12 protein-coding genes and 1 pseudogene are annotated in these 16,235 nt (G+C 59.5%); 1 reads left to right on the top strand and 12 read right to left on the bottom strand.

All coding sequences use genetic code 11. The annotated features are described in order from the left end of the window. Positions 1-174 precede the first annotated feature (174 nt). The gene (locus BUB60_RS12740; RefSeq protein WP_073079663.1) at positions 175-2,184 is read left to right on the top strand and encodes an oxidoreductase; all 2,010 of its coding nucleotides are present in this window, start codon (positions 175-177) and stop codon (positions 2,182-2,184) included. A 477-nt stretch (positions 2,185-2,661) separates the two neighbouring features. Here BUB60_RS12740 and BUB60_RS12735 read toward each other — a convergent pair whose 3' ends face one another. The 12 genes and pseudogenes from BUB60_RS12735 to BUB60_RS12685 form a co-directional block, all read right to left on the bottom strand. Further along, positions 2,662-3,951 (bottom strand): S-layer homology domain-containing protein, encoded by a 1,290-nt coding sequence (locus BUB60_RS12735; protein ID WP_242941203.1) that lies wholly within the window; start codon positions 3,949-3,951, stop codon positions 2,662-2,664. Positions 3,952-3,966: 15 nt separating this feature from the next. Continuing rightward, positions 3,967-4,194, bottom strand: a pseudogene (locus tag BUB60_RS20870) (S-layer homology domain-containing protein); the annotation flags it as partial. A gap of 250 nt (positions 4,195-4,444) precedes the next feature. Beyond that, positions 4,445-5,284: a YitT family protein gene (locus tag BUB60_RS12730; RefSeq protein ID WP_159435416.1), complete on the bottom strand. Its 840-nt coding sequence runs from the start codon at positions 5,282-5,284 to the stop codon at positions 4,445-4,447. Between the two features lie 243 nt (positions 5,285-5,527). Then, positions 5,528-6,757, bottom strand: a complete 1,230-nt coding sequence (locus tag BUB60_RS12725) for a Zn-dependent hydrolase (RefSeq protein WP_073079657.1) — start codon at positions 6,755-6,757, stop codon at positions 5,528-5,530. 18 nt (positions 6,758-6,775) lie between these two features. Further along, positions 6,776-8,299, bottom strand: a complete 1,524-nt coding sequence (gene preA, locus BUB60_RS12720) for an NAD-dependent dihydropyrimidine dehydrogenase subunit PreA (RefSeq protein WP_073079654.1) — start codon at positions 8,297-8,299, stop codon at positions 6,776-6,778. Between the two features lie 17 nt (positions 8,300-8,316). After that, complete coding sequence (hydA, locus tag BUB60_RS12715; protein WP_073079651.1) at positions 8,317-9,684, bottom strand: dihydropyrimidinase; 1,368 nt, start codon at positions 9,682-9,684, stop codon at positions 8,317-8,319. A 232-nt stretch (positions 9,685-9,916) separates the two neighbouring features. After that, positions 9,917-11,101, bottom strand: a complete 1,185-nt coding sequence (locus BUB60_RS12710; RefSeq protein WP_073079649.1) for an ABC transporter substrate-binding protein — start codon at positions 11,099-11,101, stop codon at positions 9,917-9,919. Positions 11,102-11,152: 51 nt separating this feature from the next. Further along, positions 11,153-11,959 (bottom strand): ABC transporter permease, encoded by an 807-nt coding sequence (locus BUB60_RS12705; protein ID WP_073079647.1) that lies wholly within the window; start codon positions 11,957-11,959, stop codon positions 11,153-11,155. Continuing rightward, entirely contained in the window at positions 11,956-12,780 is an 825-nt protein-coding gene (locus BUB60_RS12700; protein WP_073079645.1) for an ABC transporter permease, read from the bottom strand. Before BUB60_RS12700 ends, BUB60_RS12705 begins: the two co-directional genes overlap by 4 nt. A 2-nt stretch (positions 12,781-12,782) precedes the next feature. Next, complete coding sequence (locus BUB60_RS12695; RefSeq protein ID WP_073079642.1) at positions 12,783-13,598, bottom strand: ABC transporter ATP-binding protein; 816 nt, start codon at positions 13,596-13,598, stop codon at positions 12,783-12,785. 110 nt (positions 13,599-13,708) lie between these two features. Continuing rightward, the gene (locus tag BUB60_RS12690) at positions 13,709-14,860 is read right to left on the bottom strand and encodes an iron-containing alcohol dehydrogenase (protein WP_073079640.1); all 1,152 of its coding nucleotides are present in this window, start codon (positions 14,858-14,860) and stop codon (positions 13,709-13,711) included. A gap of 12 nt (positions 14,861-14,872) precedes the next feature. After that, positions 14,873-16,201 (bottom strand): aminotransferase class III-fold pyridoxal phosphate-dependent enzyme, encoded by a 1,329-nt coding sequence (locus BUB60_RS12685; protein ID WP_073079638.1) that lies wholly within the window; start codon positions 16,199-16,201, stop codon positions 14,873-14,875. Positions 16,202-16,235: the final 34 nt, after the last annotated feature.

The raw sequence follows: 16,235 nt of genomic DNA, 5'->3' as shown, positions 1-16,235 counted from the left end.
CGTTCCTGCATAAACAAATAGTAGCATTTAACATAAACCTTGTCCAGCACTGCGCAAAACCGAATGAACACATACCAAAACGGCAGGCATTGCGCGCTGAAACAATTGCATTACCGCCGCCGGTAATGATATAATCGGAATCAGGAAAATATAATCGAAAGGAAGCAGACATATATGGGATCCAAATACGAGCATGTATTTGCACCGATCAAAATCAGAGGTATCGACTTTAAAAACAGGGTGACCTTGGCGCCCCCGTCCCCCAACGTCGCCAATCAGGACGGCACCATGTCCCGCGATTTCGTGGACTGGATGCGCCCCCTGGCCCGCGGCGGCACGTCGATCCTCTACGTCGGCAACGCCACCGTCGACAAAAACGAATGCCACGACGAGGAGACCCAGATCGATCTCGGTACGGACCGGTGCGTCCTGCCGCTCAGCTGGTATGCCGAAATGGCCGCCCAGTACAACTGCCATGCCTCCTTTGAGGTCAACCACAACGGCAAGGACACGGCCTTCGAGACCGTCGGCCACGCGCCCTACAGCGCCTCTTCGATCATCACCTCCTCGGAGATATCCCGCGCCAAGCGTCTTGGACGCGCGCCGATCCCCTCCATCGAAATGACCCATGAGAAGATCGCCGAGACCGTGGATAAGTTCGCCTCGGCCTGCTACCGCATGAAGGAGGCGGGCATGGACATCGCCCTTATCCACGGCGGCCACGGCAATCTCATCAGCCAGTTCATGAGTCCCCTGTACAACAAGCGCCAGGACGAGTACGGCGGGACGACCGAGAAGCGCGCCCGCTTTGCCATCGAGGTCTGCGACGCCATCCGCAAAAAGGTCGGCAACAACTTTGTCATCGAGTTCCGCATCTCCGCCGACGAGATCGCTCCGGAGGGCATGCACTTCGACGAGACGCTGAAGATGATCGAGTACCTGCAGGACCACATCGACATTCTCCATGTGTCCGCCGGCCTCCACAGCGACTTTGACTTTAAATATTACCGCAACTGGTGCCAGAACTTCCTGATGCCCAGGGGCTTCAACGTCCATTACGCCCGGGACGTCAAAAAGGCGTTCCCCAACCTTCTCGTCACCACCGTCGGCTCCATCACGAGCCTCGACCTGGGCGAGGAGATTCTCGCCAACGGCTGGGCCGATTTCGTTGCGATGTGCCGCCCGCTGATGGCGGACCCCGACATGCCCAGGAAGTACGCGCAGAACCGCCCCGAGGACCGCAGGCCCTGCCTCCGGTGCGACGCCTGCACTCGCTTCTTCCCGCCGAGGCCCCTCAACTGCGCCGTCAACCCCTATTCCGGCGTATTTAAAGAAATTAAGGACGGTGTTGTCCCGAAAGCCCCCGTCAAGAAAAAAGTCGCCGTCGTCGGCGGCGGACCGGCCGGCCTCTACGCCATGATGGCCCTCTGCGACCGGGGTCACGACGTGACGCTTTATGAAAAAACGAACCAGCTGGGCGGCAGCGTCGTCCCGGCGGCCCACGCGCCCTTCAAGATCGACTGCCAGGATTACCTGAAATGGCTCCTCCGCGAGGTGACCAAGTATCCGGCAAAAATCCTCATGAACACGGAAGCCAGCAAGGAAATTCTCGATAAGGAGGCCTACGACGCCATCATTGTCGCCGTCGGCTCCAAGCCCATCGTCCCGTCAAAGATTCCCGGCATCAGCAAGCCCCACGTCCACTGGGCGCCCGACGCCGAAATGGGCAAGGTGCCCGTCGGCAATAAGCTCGTCATCGTCGGCGGCGGCGCCGTCGGCCTGGAGGCGGCCATCGACTTCAAGCAGATGGGCAAGGATGTCACGGTCATAGAAATGCTCGACACCGAAAAGCACTTTGTTTCCCTCCGCCAGAGCTCCAAGCACGCCGGCGACGAGATGCTGGCCATCATGGAGGAGCAGCGCATCCCGCTGCACCTGAATAACCGGCTCGAAGAGGTCCGGGATGACAAGATCATCTGCAAGGACCTGGCCACGGGAGAGCTCGTGGAATATCCCTGCGATACCGTCCTGCTGGCGCTGGGCATGACCCCGCTCACGGACGTGGCCGATGCGCTGCGCCACAGCGCGGCGGAAACGGACGTCTTCATCGTCGGCGACGCGAAGGCTGTCGGCAATATCTCGACGGCGACGAACGGCGGGTTCCAGGCGGCCATACATATCTAAAATGCCCACCCGCCCGCCCGATAGAGGTATAGGGGGCTTCGCCCCCTATGACCCCTGATGGGGCTGCGCCCCAAACCCGGCTCGGGGCTGCGCCCCGGACCCCCGGGCGCTGCGGCGATCCTGCTTGGGGCTGTGCTCCAGACCCTGCGGTGATGCGCATTTACTTGATGCTGTTTGCTGATAGAGGCTGTCGGGAGACAGCCTCTATCAGACTGTAGACAAACCTATTTTCGAGATAAAAGTTTTGCAGAATTTCCGCCGCGCACGGCGGAAACACGATGGAATCCGTCATTTCCGGCGGCGTGTACGTCGGAAATGACACTTCTCATGCGGGGAGCGGCTGAGCGAGCTGCATGCAGCTTTTTGTCGGCAAAGCCCGGGGGGCTTTGTCGACAGTTTAATAGAGGCTGTCGGGAGACAGCCTCTATTACTTTATTTCTATTATTATGATCGGCAAAGAAAGCGTCCAAGCTGGGTCTACAGGCCCCGTGCGGTGTCGAATATGGACGTGTAGCCTTCGCTGTTTTCGCCCGACAGCAGCCAGTAATCAAACCCCAGGCTATGATCGAGTCCGTCGAACACATGAACCTGCAGGTTGGTCAAGCCCAGTGCATTAAATTGCGCCTGGACATCGTATGCGCCCTGGACCGGGCAGTTTAAGTCGTAAGTGCCCTGGAAGATATGAATGGGCATGTCCCGTACCTTTGTCAGGATATCGCCTGTTTTGCCCAGCGCAAAATGGGCCTTGAACCAGCCTGCCGGCAGAGGCAGGAAGTTTTGCACGATCCATTCGGTGTCGTTGCGCTCAATGGCGGAGAGAAGCGCCTGATGAAGCTGGGCACGGGGCAGACCGGCAAAGTCCTCAACGTCAATGACGTCGTTCTTGTTGGCGTCAAGCTCGTCAAAGCTCATGTCGTAAACAAGCGGCGAGACGCCGATCACACCGTATGGGTCTGCTTCGTACTGCGCCTTGGTGATGGACGTTTGGCCTTCGGCATCAAAAGCGATGGTATAGTAGAACAAGGTCTGCGCCCCGTCCAGCTGCCAGTCGAGGATTTCTTTCATATTCATGTCGGGATATCCGGCCAGCAGCAGCGCGTCGATTCCGTTGTCAGGCTCAAGCGCCGCCAGCGGCGCCACAATCGCCCCCTCGCTCCAGCCCAATAGAACGATTTCGGCGTCTTTTGTCACTTTGAAATCCTTAATGTCCTTAATAAAGGTCACGACATCCTTGGCACAATTCTGGGGTGTGTAAGTCCCGTAGACATCCCAGTTTATGGTATAGTAGGGATTTTCCTCGGTCAGCTGCACACCTCTGGTGTTATATGAGAAAAAAGCCGTGTGCTCCGCGGCGAACTGATCGGCAAAATAATCATAGTACTTGTACCGATAGGGCGGCTGGAGTCCCTTCGTCTCATAAGTGCTGGGGCCGGTCCCGTTGACGAGCACCACCACCTTGCCTACCGTTTCATCCCCTTCGGGGAGACATAGCCGGCCTGTCAGCTCAAATCCGTCATGGGATGTTGTCTGAATCAGCTTGCTATACCACGGCCTGCCCTTGATGGAGGAGGCTTTGGCTATGGCAAGATCCGCCTCCGCTGATGTCAGCGGCTTATTGGGCTCAAAGGCCCCGTCCTTGTTCACAGTAAAAAGTCCGTTTGTACAAGCCGAGGCAACGCTTTCGGTTGCCCAGCCGGGGATATCCCGGGCATCGGAGAATTGTATGCCGGCATCGGACGGCGGAAGATCGGCGACCCGGTCGAGCATAACGGCGGCCTCCATCCGGGTGATATATGTATCCGGAGCACATCTGCCGTCAGGATATCCCTGCAAATAACCCGCCCGCCTGGCGGCCATCATTTCATAGGCATAGGGGTGCTCTAGCCCAGCATCGCTGAATAATTTACCGTCGGTTGTGAAAAAGTTATACGCCTGATTGATCAAGGCGGCAAATACACCCCGTGTGACTGGTTCCGCACTGGTGTCAACAGCAAGAGCCGGCGTCGCCATCGCTATCGCGAGCAGACATGCGGTGAATAGGGACAATAGCTTTTTCATAATCCACTCCATTGTTTTCATAAAAATATAATCATATGCAAATCTGCCATTATTATATATTTTTTATTGCTCCGAAGCAAGCTGGACCCTGCTTACGGCAGCAAGCAGGGCGCTTTTTTGCGTACAGTGTCTGGCGGACGGGCCTGCGGCCCCGCCGGCATTGAAAAAGCCCGGCCGGCGCCGGGCCGCTTTATTTATTTGCTTAAAAGCCACGGAAGCCTTTGCCGATGATTTCGCTGGAGTTTGTGATCATCAGGAAGGATTCGGGGTAGTTCTGGCGCAGAAAGCGGCGGAGGGAGGCCGCCTGTAGGCGGGTGACGGCCGTGATGATCAGGTATTTCCGCTCCTGGGTATAGCTGCCCTCGGCCTCAATGACCGTCGCGCCGCGCCCCACGGTGCCGTTTATGTAGTCGCTGATCTCGTCCTTGTGGGCCGTCACGATGGAGACGCATTTACAGAGGTTGATGTTTTCGATTACAAGGTCGACGACGGTGGCCTTCATCACGAGGCCCAGGAGCGCGAACAGTCCGGCCTGTACCCCGAACAGAAATGACCCCAGCGTGATGACGGCGTCGCTGTACAAAAGCGCCGCCCCGATGTTGATACTGGCGTGCTTTTTCAGGAGCATGGCCACGATGTCCGTCCCGCCCGTGCTCCCGCCGATGTTGAACAAAATCGCGGAGCCGACGGCGGGCAGCAGCACGGAATAAATGAGCTCCAGGAAGGGCTGGCTTGTGAGGGGCGCCGGGACCGGCACGAATTTCTCCAGCAGGAGCATCGCCCCCGAAAGCGTCACCGTCCCGATGACGGTTTTGACGCCGCACTCTTTCCCGCAGAATATAAAGCCGAGGAGCAGCATCAGCAGGTTGATCGCCGTCAGCACCGTGCCCGCCGACGACAGGTGAAAATAGCCGCTGAGGATGATCGACACGCCGGAAACGCCGCCGGTGGAGTAATGGTTGGGCACCTTGAAAAAATAGACGCCCACCGCCACCAGCAGGGCGCCGGCCACGCACAGGCCATATTCCTTCAGCTTTTTCATTCGTTCCTCCAAAACTGCGCCTTCCGGAGGACGCCGGCGGCACCGCCGGCGCGCGGTTCGGCAATAATTCATCGATTAATTTACCCGACATTAATTTACATAAAATAACTGCGTTTGACAATAGAAAAATGACGGCAAAGCATGCCCGCCGCGCCGAAAAATGCGGACGGCCAATGGTCGTCCCTACGAAAAACAATAAGTCATGCCGTAGGGACGGCCATTGGCCGTCCGCGAATATTAGCCTTATTTTGTGCTGTCGATGGTGAGGAGCGTGTCCAGCAGGACGTTGACGCCCTTGAGGCAGCTCTCGGTGGGGGTGTGTTCCAGCTCGCTGTGGCTGTGGCCGCCGACGCTGGGGACAAAGATCATCGTCGTGGGGATGAGGTCGATGAGGTACTGGGCGTCATGGCCCGGCCCGCTGTACATGCGGCGGCTGGAGTAGCCGTATTCCCTGGCGCACCGCTCCACGATGTCCACCAGCCCGGGCGTGAAATTCACCGTCTTGCGCGACCAGTCTTCCCTATAGCCGGTTTTGCATTTCTCTATCTCCGCCGGCATCTTTTTGATGATATCCATCACCTTTTTGAGGACCTTCGGGTCCTGGTGCCTGGCGTCCAGGGTGAATTTCACCTCGCCGGGAATGATGGTGTGGATGTTCGGGTGGCAGGAGATCTTGCCGGTGGTGTACACCAGCCTGCTGTCCAGCCTGTCGAGCTCGTCGTGGAGGTGCTGGATCGCCTTGACGGCGGCGTAAAGCGCGTCCTTCCTGTATTTCATCGGCGTGGTGCCGGCGTGGCCGGCCTGTCCGGTGAACGTGAACTCATAGTTGATCATCCCGCACACGCCTTCGACAACGCCGATATCGATGCCCTCGCTGTCCAGCACCGGGCCCTGTTCGATATGCAGCTCAATGAGCGCGGCGTATTTGTCGGCCGTCAGGCGGTTTTCCTCGCTGCCCTTGTAGCCGCTTTTCTCCAGCGCTTCCCCGAAGCTGTAGCCCGGCACGTCCTTGGCAAACGATTTCAGCATCGCCGCTTTGTCGAATTTGCCGGTGATGACGCCCGAGGACATCATAGCGGGCTCGAAACGGGCGCCCTCCTCGTTGGTCCAGACGACGACGGTGATCGGGTGGCGATGGGGGATGTTTTCCCGGACGATTGTTTCAGCGGCCTCCATGGCCGCGAGCACGCCCAGCACGCCGTCGTAATTGCCGCCCTGACGGACGGAGTCCAGGTGCGACCCGGTGGCGATGGCGGGCAGGTCCTCGGCGCCGGGGAGCGTGGCGTACATGTTGGCCATATCGTCGGTGACGACGGTGGCCCCCAGCGCCTCCATCCTTTTTTTGAATTCGGCCCTGGCGGCCGTCGCCTCGTGGGACAGCGAGAACCGGGTGATGCCGCCCTTGCCGGTGTCGCCGAATTTGCTGAAGGTTTTGATTTTATCGTCCAAGCGCTCTAAGCTGCATGAAATCATGAAAATGCCCTCCTTAATTTAACCGACGTTTGAAATGATTCTGTCTTTCGTCACGCGCACCCCCGGCGACACGGCCCCGGCCGGGCAGACGGCCACGCACAGGTGGCAGCCCACGCAGCGGCGGGCGTCCATCACAGGCCGGCCCGTTTTGTCATCCTGCCGGAGCGCCTGGTGGCCGCCGTCATAGCAGGACAGACAGCACCGGCCGCAGCCGACGCATTTGGACCTGTCGAACCGGGGATAGCAGATGCTGTCCCTGTCCAGCGCCTCCGCCGGCAGGATATTGGGGAGCGCGCGGCCCACGATCTCGCCCACGCTCTTATACCCGCGGGCGGCGAGATACAGCCGCATGCCCTCGATCATATCCTCGATGATCCTGTAGCCGTACTGCATGACGGACGTTGTCACCTGGATGTTCTCGCACCCGAGGGCCATGAACTCCGCGGCGTCCCGCCATGTTTCGATGCCGCCCATGCCGCTCACCGGCACGCCGGCGAGCTTGTCGCAGCTTTTCATGGCCTGGATAAAGCGGAGCGCGATGGGCTTTACCGCCTTGCCGGAGTAGCCGCCCACGCTCGTCCTGCCCTGGACGTCGGGGCCGGAGGCAAAGGTGTCCAGGTTCACGTTCATGATGCTTTTGATGGTGTTGATGGCCGCGATGCCCGTGGCGCCGGCCTCAATGGCCGCGATGGCCGGCAGCTCCATGTTGCCGATGTTCGGGGTCATTTTGGCCAGGATCGGCAGGTGTGTGCCCCGTCGCGTGGCGCGGGTATAGGCGGCGACGAGCTCGGGGTTCTGGCCCACGTCGGAGCCTAAGCCGTTTGCGGCCATGTGCGGGCAGGAAAAGTTACACTCGAGGATGTCGGCGCCGGCGGCCGTCATCACCTCGGCCAGATAGGTCCACTCCGCCTCGTCCTGCCCCATGATGGAGGCAACGATGACCTTCGTGGGGAAATCCTTCTTCAGCTGGCGGAGATAGGCGAGATTTTCGTTGAGCGGGTGCTCGGAGATCTGCTCGATGTTCTTGAAGCCGACAAAGGGGACAGATTCCTTCGTCAGCGCGTCGAACCTGGGCGACACCTCGTTGGCGGCAAACGTCCCGATCGTCTTGAAAGCCACGCCCGCCCAGCCCATCTCAAAGGCTTTGGCAACCATCTCATAGTTGCTGCCGACGACGGAAGAGGAGAGGAAAAACGGGTTTTCGCAGCGGACGCCGCAAAAATCGATGGACAGGTCCGTATCTTCCGACGAAAGCCTGTCGTAGGTCGACGCCGTCAGCATGATCTCGTCAACGGGGACCGGTCGGCTCATTTTGCCCTTCAGGCAGGCCGATAAACAGTCCTTCGTGGCGCAGGACGCACAGGGGACGGGCTCCGGCAGCCTGTTCGCCGCGCCCGAAAAGTTTTCAAACCGGAGCGAGCGGATAATGGTGTCCGCCGCCACGCCGTACGGGCAGGCCTTTCGGCAGGGGGCCCCGGCGCACAAAAGGCAGCCGCCGACCTCCTCCGGGAGCGAAACGTCTCTATAAGCCGGATTATTCATAGGTCGCACCTCGCTTTTCAGATTTTCGGCGCGCGCTTGACGAATTCGCCGTAGCCCGGCTGGCCCACGAAAGCGCCGTTGTCATAGACGAGCCTGCCGCGCACGTACGTCTGAACAGGGTAGCCGTGAAGGGTTTTGCCCTCCCAGATCGTGTGGTCGTAGTCGGAATGCATGTTGGAAACGGAAATCGTAAAGTCCTTTTTCGGGTCGTAAACGACGATGTCCGCGTCCTTGCCGGGCGCCAGGGAGCCCTTCTGCGTGCAGCCGAAAATCTTCGCCGGGTTCGTGGCGCACAGCGCCACGGCGCGGCTCCACGTAATTTTCCCCGCGCCCGCCGCGGACAGCATATACGGATAGAGATTCTCAACGCCGGCGCATCCGTTGGGAATTTTGGTGAAATCGTCCTTGCCCCAGTCCTTTTCATAGCTCTGGAAGGGGCAGTGGTCGGTGGCGACGGTGTCGATGAGGCCGGTTTTAATGGCGTCCCACAGGGCCTCGCGGCTCTCCTCGCCTTTCATCGGGGGCGAGCAGACGAAGTTCCGGCCGTCCTCCCGCTTGTAAACGTCGCAGGTGAATTCCAGATACTGCGGGCACGTTTCCACATAGATGTCGTGGCCCTCGAGCTTCGCCGCAATGGCGGCCTCCAGGCCCTCCTTGTCGGCCATGTGCACGATGTAGAGCGGCGCGCCCACGGATTTGGCCCAGTGGACGGCCCGCTTGTCGGCCTCGGCCTCCACGAACTCCGGCCGCGACAGGTAATGGTACCAGGCCGAGGTTTTGCCTTCCTTCAGGAATTTTTCGATGTTCATGTCGATGACATCAGGGTTCTCGGCGTGGATGTTGGTGATGGCGCCGACCTCTTTGGCTTTCAGCAGAACCTTGATGAGCGTTGCGTCGTCGACCATCATGCCCTCTTTTTTATAGACCAGAAAGCATTTGAAGCTGGTGATGCCGTTATCGACCGCGGCCTGGAACTCGTCGAGGAGCGCCCCGCCGTTCAAATCCGTGATGATGCAGTGGAACGCGTAGTCCACGCAGGCCTCGGGGTCACACATGGCCTTTCTTGCTTCGATGATCTCCATGATGCCCATGCCCTTTTTCTGCATGGGGTAGTCGAACACCGTCGTGACGCCGCCGCAGGCGGCCGCGCGGGTCCCGGCCAGGTAGCCGTCCGCCGACACCGTCCCGCCGAAGGGCATGGCCAGATGGGTGTGCGCGTCGATGGCGCCGGGCAGCACCAGCTTCCCGGCGGCGTCGACTGTTTGTTTGGCGTCAACGGACAGGTTTTGTCCGATACAGGCAATTTTTCCGTTTTCCACGGCGATATCGGCGATAAAGCTCTCGTCGGCGGTGACGACAGTGCCGTTTTTTATCAGTAGATCCATAGTCAAACCTCCAATACACAAAATGCAGGTTAGAAACCGAATGAATGAGAGGGCGGGGAGCCTTGTGCATCGATTCGGTTTCTAAGCTCCAGTCTGTCCGATACGTCCTTGCCTCCCTTGGACGAGGGAGGCTTAGGAACGGCGGGGCGATGTGGGCATCGCCCCCTACGGGCTTTTACAGGTTCCGCCGTAGGGACGGCCGTTGGCCGCCCGCCGTTTCCCGAATGTTTATTTACCCGTTGATCTTGTAGACGAGAACGAGGCCTGATCTCTGGAAGATCTGGGCGACCTCGGTGAGGCTCATGCCGCCGGCGTTGGCCGCGATCAGGTTGGAGACCCACGTCACGCCGAAGTCGACCTGCCCGCTGTTGACGGCCGTCGTCTCGCTGATGTCGCCGCCGCCCGGGACGATGGTGACGTTGAGGCCCACGTCTTTATAGTAGCCCTTGTCGAGCGCCACGTAGTAGCCCATGAACTGCGCGTCGGGCAGCCACTTCAGCTGGATGGAGATATCCGTCTTCTCGGGGGCGCCGAACTTGCCGTCGGTGCTCGCGGACGCCGCCGCCCAGTAGGAGGTGTCGCGGATATCGTCCAGCGTGAGGGACTGGAGCTTAGAGGCCGCGACGGAGTCGTCCAGCTTGATGTACTTCTTGGCCAGGTCCAGCGTCTGCTGCATGGCGGCTTCGTCCATGTTGCCGATTTTACTGACGGCGCTGCCCTTCGTGTCGGTGGTGACGAGCTTTTCCACCTCGTCGGCCATGTACGCCTGGTGATCTGCGGAGACGGAGGAGCCGTATTTGTAGCAGATTTCCGCGGCCTCCTCCGGATTGGCGACCGCGTATTCCCAGCCCTTGAGGGAGGCGTAGAGGAACGCCGTCACGGTGTTCGGATTGGCTTTGGCAAAGGCGCTGGTGGTGAAGATGTTGTCTTCCAGCATTGCCACGCCTTCCTCGTTCATGTCGATGGTTTTGACCTTGTCGCCGTAGCTGTAGCCGCCCTCGTAGCTGTTCTTGACGAGGCCGAGCTCGTTGTACGTCATGGCGGAGGCCAGCGCGATGGTGTCGTCGTCAAAGCCGTTCATGTCAAACGCCTGGCTGAGGAAGGTGGTGGGCAGGCCGTACTTGCTCAGGAGCGCCTGAATCTCGTATTCGTTGCCGAGGCCCCAGTTGCCGACCTTGCCCTTGCCGGCGGCGTCCTTCACGACGCTCTCCGCCGTGGCGGCGCTGCCGTAGTACAGGCCCGCGGCCTCGGAGGCCGACGGGGAAGCCGACGCCTCGGCCGAGGCGGATACCGAGGGAGAGGGGGACGACGCGCTCCCGGACGACGTTCCGCATCCGGCAAAGGTGAGCACGGTCATGGCGCCGGCAAGCAGCAGCGTACATATTTTTGAAAACTTGGTGGTACTTTCTTTTTTCATGATTTTTCCTCCTTGTCATATAAAGCTGTTTTATATTGAGCCGACGGCCGGTTATCTCCGGCCTTTCAGCAAAATACCTTCGGCGATGAGGAGCACGGCGTAGAGAATGATGCCGATGACGCAGGCCACGACGATATAGGCCCAGGCTGTGGCGTACTGCGACAGGACGATGTTTTCGCGGATCGCGCGCCCGACGCCGACGATGTACTCGGCGAAATATTCGCTGACGAGCGCGGAGATGATGCTGGCCGGCACACTGACCCGGAGCGCCGTAAAGATGTACGGCACGCTGCTGGGGAGCCGGAGCTTTTTGAAAATCGTCCATTTGCCCGCCGCGTAGGACTTCATCAGGTCCTCCGAGTACGGCTTGAGTTCGGTGAGCCCGCGGTAGGCGTTGATGCTCATCGCCACGGTGCACGTCAGCATAACGACGAGCATTTTCGCCAGCATGCTGCGGACGTTGGGGTCCTTGCTAAAGTCTTTGGTGAGGTTGTTCATGATGGGCGCGATGGCGATGATCGGTATGGCGTTGAAGGCCGAGGCGATGGTGAGCCCGCCCTTGCCCCACTTGGTGAAAACAGCCGCCACGATGCCCAGCACGTAGCCTAAGAGGGAGCCGAGCACCAGCCCGCCCAGAGCCACGATGAGCGTGGCCTCCACGTTCTTCATGATGGCGCCGAAGTTGTCTCCGATGATGTGGAAGATGCGGCCCGGCAAAGGCAGCGTGAACGTGTCGGTCCCGATGAGCTTGTGGAGAAGCTGCGTCTGCCAGAGGACGACGATCAGGATGCCGAACGCCACGGGATACGCCACCGAGGTGATGGTTTCTTTGTTGAATTTGTTTTTAAACTTCTTCATTTTCTCACCCTCAAAAGCCTTCCCCGCCGGTTCATGGCGACTTTTTCGAGAAGGCCCATCAGGTAATAGCTCAAAATGCCGATGATGGCGCTGACAAAGACGATCTGCCAGAAGACGTAGATGGTCATGGCGTGCTTGAGAGACTGGGACAGCATCGTGCCGAGCCCGCTGCCGCCCTGCAGCGTATCCACCAGGATCGAGGCGGTGATGGCCATGGGGGCCGAGATCTTCAGTCCGGTGAACAGATAGGGGATGCAGGAGGGGATCAGCAGCTTTGTGTACACCTGGAACTTGCTGGCCGCCAGCGAATACATGAGCTCGTGCTTTTCGCGCTCCACGGCCTTGAAGCCGGCCAGGGCGTTTGTGGCCACGGGATAAAAGGTCAGTATCGCCGCGATGATGGTCCGGCTCTTGTTGATGTCCTTCGTGATGGCCAGGATGATCGGGGCCATACCGAGGATGGGGATCATCTGGATGATCATCAGGTACGGAAAGGCGATTTTCTCCGCCGGCCGGAAGAGATTCATGACGAGCGCCAGAATAAAGCCGATAACGGCGCCGATCAGGAACCCGGTCCCCGCGCGGGCCAGGGTGACCCCGGCGTTTGACAGCACCAGCTCTATCGCCGTCTGCTTGCCGTTGACGAGATTCGTGGAAAACACGGAGGCCACGATCTGGTACAGGTGCGGCAGCGTATTTTCCGGCGTCCGCTTCGTCTGGGCGATCACCGTGGCGCCGATCTCCCAGAGGACGATGAGGCCGATGACCCAGACGACCGTCACCATTTGCCTGGAGGTGAGGGCCTTCTTTAAAGCTTTCATGCTCAGACCCCCTCGAAGCTGTTTCTGACCTTTGCAACGAGCGCGTTGAATTCCGGCGCGTTTTTGTCCTTCAATGCCCGGGGCCTGGGGATATTTACGTCCACGACGGCCGATATCCTCCCGGGGTGCGGCGACATGACGACGACCCGGTCGGCCAGGAAGACGGCCTCGGAGATGTTGTGCGTGACGAAAAGGATGGTCTTGTTCGTCTTGCTCCAGATCGTCAAAAGGTCCTCGTGCAGCTTTTCCTTGGTGAATTCGTCCAGGGCGGAGAAGGGCTCATCCATCAGGAGAATTTCCGGCTTGATGGCCAGCGCCCGGGCGATGTTGACCCGCTGCTGCATGCCCCCGGAGAGCTCGTGGGGATACTTTTTGCCGAAGTCGTAAAGGCCGACGAGCTCCAGCATTTCGGTGACGGTGGCCGTCCTGTACTTTTTCGGCAGACCCATCAGCTCCATCGGCATGCAGACGTTCCGCCGCACCGTCCGCCAGTCGTACAAAACGGGGCTCTGAAAGACGATGCCGTATTTCTTCTGGAGCCGGACCTCCCTGGGCGACAGGCCCCGCACCGATATTTTGCCGGAGGAGGGCTGCTGCAGGTCGGCGATCGTTCTGAGGAGCGTCGTTTTGCCGCAGCCGCTGGGCCCGACCAGGGAGATGAATTCCCCCTGCTTGATTTCAAGATTCACGTCCCGGAGGGCGGCGACGGGCTCGCCGCCGTCCTTGTCGGGAAATTTGACCGAGAGGTTTTCAATGCTTATTTCAGTTTCCTTGGTCACGGGAGCGGAAAAATCTCTGGAGAGAAATTCGCTTTCCATGCTTCTTGCAGCAGCCATAGCTATCTCCTTCTTATTCCAATAAAAAAACATAAAGGCGCAAAGCTGCCGCCTTACGCCTTTGTAATAGCCGGTATTAAATTTTCAACGCCTTACCAGAGCTTTTTGTAAATGGCGATCAGATCGTCCCTGCACAAATCTTTTCTGGTGTTCGACGGGCTGCCGCTCAGCATGGCGTCCGTTGCCATCTTGTCGCATTGCGCGTCGAATTCCGCCTTGACGATGCCGTACTCGCGCAGCGTCGGGATATTCAGCGCCCCGCAGAGCTTTACGAGCGATGTAAGGAAAGCCCCGGCGGCTTCCTTATCACTGGCGGACGCGTCGGCGGCGCCGATGGCGCGGGCGATGGCGGCGAACCTGTCGTAGCAGCCGTCCAGCACGTAGGCGAGGCATTCGGCGATGAGCATCGCGTTTGAAATGCCGTGGCTGACGTGGAAGAGCGCCCCGATGGGCCGCGACATGCCGTGCACCACCGTGACGGAGGCGTTGTTGATGCAGACGCCGGCCTCATACGCCGCGATCGCCATCTCCTCCCGGGCCCGCTTGTCGCTTCCGTCTTCGTAAGCCTTGACAAGCCAGGAGAATATGCGCTTTATGGCGTCCAGCGCGTACATGTCGGTGAGGGTGTTCGCCCGCCTGGAGGTGTAGGATTCCACCGCGTGGGTGAGCGCGTCCATGCCCGTGGCCGCCGTGATGTCCCTGGGGGACGAAACGGTGAGCGTCGGGTCGATGACGGCCAGGTCCGGCAGGAGGGCGTCGCCCTTGAGGAGCATTTTGACGTCGTTTTCCGTGTCGGTGATGATGGTGAACTTCGTGGCCTCCGAGCCGGTGCCCGCCGTTGTGGGGATCAGCACGAGGGGCGGGAAGCCGCCGGAAATCTCCCTGCCCATATAATCGGAGATTTTGCCGTCCAGCACCGTCATGGCGCCGATGGCCTTGGCGCTGTCCAGAGGGCTCCCGCCGCCGATGGCGGCAATGAAGTCACAGCCTGCTTCGCGGTAGGCCCTGACGCCGGCGGAGATCATTTTGTCCGTCGGCTCGCCGGTGATGTCGTTGAACGCTGCCCAGGCGATGCCCCAGGCGTCCAGCCGGCCCGTCAGAACCTTCAGGAGCCCCGTTTTGGTGACGATTTTGCCGGTGACGATAAACGCCTTTTTCCCAAAGCCCCTGATATAGGGCTCGCAGGACTCCAGAGCGTTCTCGCCGATCACCGTCCGGCCGGGCAGGGTGAAATGATAAGCCATTGTCTCACCCGCCTAACCGAGGAACTTCTCGTCCACGATGGAGAGCACGTCGTCCAGCTTTTTGAGCTCCTGGGTGAGCTGCTCTTCGGTGATGATGAGCGGCGGGGCCACCAGGACCACGTTTTCATGGGTGTACGTCATGAACTTCCGCTCCGCCAGCAGGCCGATGATTTTGCCCATGAGGCCCTCCGGGTCCTTGCCATAGGGGACGAGAGGCTCTTTCGTGGCCTTGCTCTTGACGAGCTCCACCGCCGAAAACAGGCCGATGTACCGCACGTCGCCGACACTGGGGTGTTTGGCTTTCATCTCTTCCAGCTTCTCGCCCAGCACCTTGCCGACCTTGTTTACATTCCCGAGGATATCGGCTTCCTCAAAATAATTCACACATGCCACGCCGGCCGCGCAGGCCAGCGGGTGGCCGCTGTACGTCAGGCCGCAGGAGAGGAGGTTGTCGTCGAAATATTCGGCGATCGCCTTCGAGACCGCCACGCCGCCCAGCGGGATGTAGCCGCAGGTGACGCCCTTGGCAAACGTCACGATGTCGGGCTTTACGTCAAAATTCATAAAGCCGAACATTTTGCCAGTGCGGCACCAGCCGGTCATGACCTCGTCGCACACCATCATGATGCCGTACTTGTCGCATAGGGCGCGTACGCCGGGCAGATAGCCCTTCGGCGGGATGATAACGCCGTTGGAGCCGGTGACCGTCTCCAGAAAGATGGCGGCGACAGAGCCCGCGCCCTCGTACTGGAGCTGCTCCTCGAGCTTGGCCAGATAATATTTTGTGGCGTCCTCTTCGGATTTAAAGTCAATCGGCTCCCTGTATATATACGGGTCGAAGAACTTGATAAAGCCCGGTACGCCCGGCTCCAGAGGGAACCGCCGCGGCTCGCCCGTCAGGTTGCCGGCCCCGAAGGAGGAGCCGTGGTAGCTTCTGTACCGGCTGAAGACCTTATTGCGCCCGGTGAACATCCGCGCCATTTTGACGGCGTTTTCGTTGGCGTCGGCGCCGGCGTTGGTGAAGAACACCTTGCCCATATTGTCCGGCATCAGCTCGATGATCTTTTTTGCCAGCTTTGCGCGGGACTCCGCGCCGTAGGACGGGCCGATAAAGCAGTACTGGTCCACCTGCGCCTTGATGGCGTCGCCGATGGCCTTGTTGCCGAACCCGAGGTTCATGTTTACCAGCTGGGAGGACATGTCGGTGTATCTGTTGCCGTCATAGTCCCAGAAGTAGATGCCCTCGGCTTTTTCTACGGAAATCGGATTCAGGTTCTTCTGCTTGCTCCAGGATTGCAGATTGTATTTTTTCAGTGTGCTGCGGATTTCTTCCCCGGTCATTTGTTTTTACCCCCCAAAAACAAAAACAGCAGCG

The sequence above is a fragment of the Sporobacter termitidis DSM 10068 genome, assembly GCF_900130065.1.
GTDB classification, from domain to species: domain Bacteria; phylum Bacillota; class Clostridia; order Oscillospirales; family Oscillospiraceae; genus Sporobacter; species Sporobacter termitidis.
Note: the sequence above shows the minus strand (reverse complement) of the source record. Positions and strands in the feature narration are given on the sequence as shown.

Excerpts from the sequence above, each read along its gene's own strand:
- BUB60_RS12695 (WP_073079642.1), bottom strand. The coding sequence starts at position 13,598 with ATGGAAAGCGAATTTCTCTCCAGAGATTTTTCCGCTCCCGTGACCAAG.
- BUB60_RS12690 (WP_073079640.1), bottom strand. The coding sequence starts at position 14,860 with ATGGCTTATCATTTCACCCTGCCCGGCCGGACGGTGATCGGCGAGAAC.
- BUB60_RS12700 (WP_073079645.1), bottom strand. The coding sequence starts at position 12,780 with ATGAAAGCTTTAAAGAAGGCCCTCACCTCCAGGCAAATGGTGACGGTC.
- BUB60_RS12735 (WP_242941203.1), bottom strand. The coding sequence starts at position 3,951 with ATGCTCGACCGGGTCGCCGATCTTCCGCCGTCCGATGCCGGCATACAA.
- BUB60_RS12725 (WP_073079657.1), bottom strand. The coding sequence starts at position 6,757 with ATGATTTCATGCAGCTTAGAGCGCTTGGACGATAAAATCAAAACCTTC.
- BUB60_RS12705 (WP_073079647.1), bottom strand. The coding sequence starts at position 11,959 with ATGAAGAAGTTTAAAAACAAATTCAACAAAGAAACCATCACCTCGGTG.
- hydA (WP_073079651.1), bottom strand. The coding sequence starts at position 9,684 with ATGGATCTACTGATAAAAAACGGCACTGTCGTCACCGCCGACGAGAGC.
- BUB60_RS12740 (WP_073079663.1), top strand. The coding sequence starts at position 175 with ATGGGATCCAAATACGAGCATGTATTTGCACCGATCAAAATCAGAGGT.
- BUB60_RS12710 (WP_073079649.1), bottom strand. The coding sequence starts at position 11,101 with ATGAAAAAAGAAAGTACCACCAAGTTTTCAAAAATATGTACGCTGCTG.
- preA (WP_073079654.1), bottom strand. The coding sequence starts at position 8,299 with ATGAATAATCCGGCTTATAGAGACGTTTCGCTCCCGGAGGAGGTCGGC.
- BUB60_RS12730 (WP_159435416.1), bottom strand. The coding sequence starts at position 5,284 with ATGAAAAAGCTGAAGGAATATGGCCTGTGCGTGGCCGGCGCCCTGCTG.
- BUB60_RS12685 (WP_073079638.1), bottom strand. The coding sequence starts at position 16,201 with ATGACCGGGGAAGAAATCCGCAGCACACTGAAAAAATACAATCTGCAA.